Origin of the sequence: Microbacterium sp. (assembly GCF_046295495.1) — a bacterium.
GTDB lineage: Bacteria > Actinomycetota > Actinomycetes > Actinomycetales > Microbacteriaceae > Microbacterium.
The window spans coordinates 1-4,245 of sequence record NZ_JBKBNC010000079.1; the positions used below are offsets into that span (position 1 = coordinate 1).

The window sequence follows — 4,245 nt, forward strand, 5'->3', positions numbered from 1 at the left end:
GGCCGGGGAGGGCGCTCACCGCGCCCCCTCGGCCGGGCGGCCGACCGCGCGTCGGCGGCTCGAGAACTGGCGCATCCGCGGCGAACTCGCGATCCTCCTGGGCCCCGCCCTGGTCGTGTTCGTGTCGTTCGTCATCCTGCCCGTCGCCCTCGCCGCCTACTACGGCTTCTACAAGTGGTCGGGCTTCGGCACCCCCACCGACTTCGTCGGCATCCGCAACTACGTCACGATCCTCACCGACCCCGCCTTCCACGAGGCGCTCGGCCACAACGCCTTCATCGTCGTCGGCTCGCTCGTGCTGCAGGGACCGCTGGCCCTGGGTCTCGCGCTGCTGCTGAACCGCAAGATGCGGGCGCAGTCGCTCATCCGCGTGCTGATCTTCGTGCCCTACGTCATCTCCGAGGTCGTCGTGGGTCTCGGCTGGGGCCTGATGCTGCAGTCGGGCGGCGCCCTGAACGGCGCGCTCGAGAAGATCGGCCTGGGCGCGCTGCGCGCCGACTGGATCTCCGACCCCGCTCTGGCGATCTGGACGCTGCTGATCATCATCACGTGGAAGTACATCGGCTTCGCCGTCATCCTCTTCCTCGCCGGCCTCCAGGGGATCCCCGAGGAGCTGAGCGAGGCCGCGGCGATCGACGGCGCCTCGTACTGGCAGATCCAGCGCAGCATCGTGCTGCCGCTCATGGGTCCGACCATCCGCATCTGGGCGTTCCTGTCGATCATCGGCTCCCTGCAGCTGTTCGACCTCGTCTGGATCATCTGGGGCCAGTACGTCGCCTCCACCGCGGGCACCTCCACGATGGCCACCTACATGGTCGCCAACGGTCGCAACGCGGGCAGCTTCGGCTACGGCAGCGCCGTGGCCGTGGTGATGTTCCTCATCTCTCTCGCCGTCGCGCTCGTGTACCAGCGCTTCGTGCTGCGTCGCGACACCGCCGGCGCCCTCACGGGAGGCACCACATGACCGCCACCGCCACGCTCGTCGCCCCGAAGGCGCCGCGCTCCGTGCGCCGCTCCCCCGCCGGCACCAAGCGCTCGAGCTCCCTGCTCGTGGCCTTCGTCGCCCTGCTGCTGATCGGCATGATGCTGGCCCCGGTGGTCTACATCATCCTGGGCGGGTTCCGCTCCAACGCCGAGATCACGGTCGACCCGGCCGGCTTCCCCACCCGCTGGAACTGGGAGAACTACGCCGACGTGCTCACGAGCGGCGTGTTCTGGGGGCAGGTCGGCAACTCGGCGGTCGCCGCCATCGCCACCACGCTGTTCGTCGTGATCCTCGGGCTGATGGCCGCCTACGCCCTGTCGCGCTACCGCTTCCGCGGACGCGGCGCGGTGTTCGCCCTGTTCACCGCGGGCCTGATGTTCCCGATGACGGTGGCGATCACGCCGCTGTACATCCTCGTGCGCAACCTCGGCCTGATGAACTCCCTCGCCGGCGTCATCGTTCCCCAGATCGCGTTCGCCCTGCCGCTGACGATCATCATCCTGTCGCCGTTCCTCTCGGCCATCCCGAAGGAGCTGCAGGAGGCCGCGTCGATCGACGGCCTCGGACGCCTCGGCTTCTTCTGGCGCATGGTCGTGCCCCTGGCGGTGCCGGCGGTCGTGACGGTCGGCATCCTGGCCTTCGTCAACAGCTGGAACTCCTACATGCTGCCGCTGTTCATCCTCAACAACGAGGCCGTCTACACGCTGCCGCTGGGCACCCAGGCCTTCGCCTCGCAGTACTCCGTCGACACCGCGCGCGTGCTCGCTTTCACCTCGCTGTCGATGATCCCCGCTCTGCTGTTCTTCAGCGTCTTCGAGCGCCGGATCGTCGGCGGCCTCACCGGCGCCGTGAAGGGCTGACCCCACATGACCATCCAGAACACCGACGTCGGCGCCGCCCTGCCCGGAACCTCCGCGCGCGTGCAGGCGATCGTGGCCGACATGACCCTCGACGAGAAGCTCGCGCAGCTCGTCGGATACTGGGTCGACCAGGGCGACGAGGTCGTGGCCCCCCTCTCGGGCGAGAAGGTCACCTCCACCGCCTACGTGGATGCCACGGTGCACGGCCTCGGCCACCTCACCCGCGTGTACGGCACCCGGCCGGTCGACCCGATCGAGCGCGCCGAGTGGCTGTGGGGCGAGCAACGGCGCCTGCAGACCGAGACGCGCCTGGGCATCCCCGCCCTCGTGCACGAGGAGTGCCTCACGGGCTTCGCGGCGTGGCAGGCGGCGACCTTCCCGACGCCGCTCGCGTGGGGCGCCTCGTTCGACCCGGATGCCGTGGAGCTCATGGCATCCACGATCGGCCGCTCGATGCGCGAGCTCGGCGTGCACCAGGGCCTCGCGCCCGTGCTCGACGTGGTGCGCGACGCGCGCTGGGGCCGGGTGGACGAGTGCATCGCCGAGGACCCCTACGTCGTCGGCACGATCGGCACCGCCTACGTGCGCGGCCTGCAGTCCGCCGGCGTGCACGCGACGCTGAAGCACTTCGTCGGCTACTCCGCCTCGCGCGCCGGGCGCAACCACGCGCCGGTCTCCGCCGGGCAGCGGGAGCTGCAGGACGTGTTCCTGCCCCCGTTCGAGATGGCCGTGCGCGACGGCGGGGTGCGGTCGGTGATGAACTCGTACACCGAGATCGACGGCGTGCCCGTCGCCTCCTCCCGCGAGCTTCTCACCGACCTGCTGCGCCGCCGCTGGGGCTTCGACGGCACCGTGGTGTCGGACTACTTCGCCGTGGAGTTCCTCCGCTCGATGCACGGGATCGCCGCCGACCGCGGCGAGGCCGCGCAGCTCGCGCTCGAGGCAGGCGTCGACGTCGAGCTGCCCGGACCCGACGCCTATCCGTTCCTCGCCGAGCGGGTGGCATCCGGGGCCCTCCCCGAGGCCGTCGTCGATCGCGCCGTCGCGCGCGTGCTCGCCGAGAAGGAGGACCTGGGGCTCCTGGACGCCGACTTCGACGACGTCCCGACCGCGGTCGACCTCGACGACGCGCAGCACCGCGCCCTCGCCCGACGGATCGCCGAGGAGTCGGTGGTGCTGCTGCACAACGACGGCGTGCTGCCGCTCGCAGCTCCCGGGCGCATCGCGCTGATCGGGCCGAACGCCGACAGCGCCGAGGCGCTGATGGGCTGCTACTCCTTCGCCAACCACGTGCTCGCGCACCACCCCTCGTTCCCCCTGGGGTTCGAGATCCCCACCGTGCGCGCGGCCGTCGCCGGCCGCTTCGGCGCCGTGGCCTACGCCCCGGGCTGCACCGTGGAGTCCACCGACACCACGGGGTTCGCCGACGCCGTCGCCACGGCCGAGGGCGCCGACGTCGCGATCGTCGTGGTCGGCGACCGCGCCGGCCTGTTCGGCCGCGGCACGGTCGGCGAGGGCAACGACGCCGACTCCCTCGAGCTCCCCGGTGTGCAGCGGCAGCTCGTCGAGGCCGTCGTCGCCACCGGCACCCCGGTCGTCCTCGTGCTGCTCACCGGCCGCCCGTACGAACTGGGCTGGGCTCTCGACGGCGCCGAGGGGCCCGCCGCGGTGCTGCAGGCGTTCTTCCCCGGCGAGGAGGGCGCGCCCGCCATGGCCGCCCTGCTGTCGGGCGATGCCACGCCCTCGGGGCGCCTGCCCGTCTCGCTCCCCCGCTCGGCCGGATCCCAGCCGTACTCCTACCTGCACCCGCTGCTCGGCGGCCCCTCGGGGGTGACGAGCACCGACCCGACACCGGTGCGGCCGTTCGGATTCGGGTTGTCCTACACCTCGTTCCGGCGGGAGGGGCTGTCGGTGGACGGCGTCACCGGCTCCGGCACCGGGCCGTCGGCGAACGGCGAGCGCGCGGCATCCGGGCCCGTCGCCGAGGTGCGTGCGGGCGACGCGTTCACCGTCTCGGCGCGCGTGACGAACACCGGGTCCGTGCGCGGGGCCGATGTCGTGCAGGTGTACGCGCACCGCGCGGTGGCGAGCGTCACGAGGCCGGTCGCCCAGCTGGTGGCGTACGCGCGCGTCGAGCTCGAGCCCGGCGAGAGCGCCGAGGTGCGCTTCACCGTGCCGGCCTCGCGTCTGGCGTACAGCGACCGGGCCCTGCGCCGTGTCGTCGAACCCGGTCAGGTCGAGCTGCGGCTCGGGGCGTCGTGCGCCGAGGTCGACGAAGCGGTGACGCTGCGCCTCACCGGCCCGACGTACGAGCTGGGCGTCGAGGACGCCCGCGTGGTCGAGGTCGAGGTGCGGCGGGGCTGAGCCGCGGGGGCGGGGCGGGGCGGGGCCGCGGGCGAG

The 4,245-nt window shown here is 72.3% G+C and carries 3 protein-coding genes; all 3 read left to right on the forward strand.

The window, feature by feature from the left end; genetic code table 11:
• The coding region (locus tag ACK4LS_RS14560) for a carbohydrate ABC transporter permease (protein WP_409718780.1) at positions 1 to 964 on the forward strand (964 nt) is incomplete at its 5' end.
• Positions 961 to 1,845, forward strand: coding sequence for a carbohydrate ABC transporter permease (locus tag ACK4LS_RS14565; RefSeq protein ID WP_409718783.1), 885 nt, complete (start codon positions 961 to 963; stop codon positions 1,843 to 1,845). The genes ACK4LS_RS14560 and ACK4LS_RS14565, both read left to right, overlap by 4 nt.
• 6 nt (positions 1,846 to 1,851) lie before the next feature.
• Positions 1,852 to 4,209, forward strand: coding sequence for a glycoside hydrolase family 3 N-terminal domain-containing protein (locus ACK4LS_RS14570; RefSeq protein WP_409718786.1), 2,358 nt, complete (start codon positions 1,852 to 1,854; stop codon positions 4,207 to 4,209).
• Positions 4,210 to 4,245 lie beyond the last annotated feature (36 nt).

Excerpts from the sequence above, each read along its gene's own strand:
- ACK4LS_RS14565 (WP_409718783.1), top strand. The coding sequence starts at position 961 with ATGACCGCCACCGCCACGCTCGTCGCCCCGAAGGCGCCGCGCTCCGTG.
- ACK4LS_RS14570 (WP_409718786.1), top strand. The coding sequence starts at position 1,852 with ATGACCATCCAGAACACCGACGTCGGCGCCGCCCTGCCCGGAACCTCC.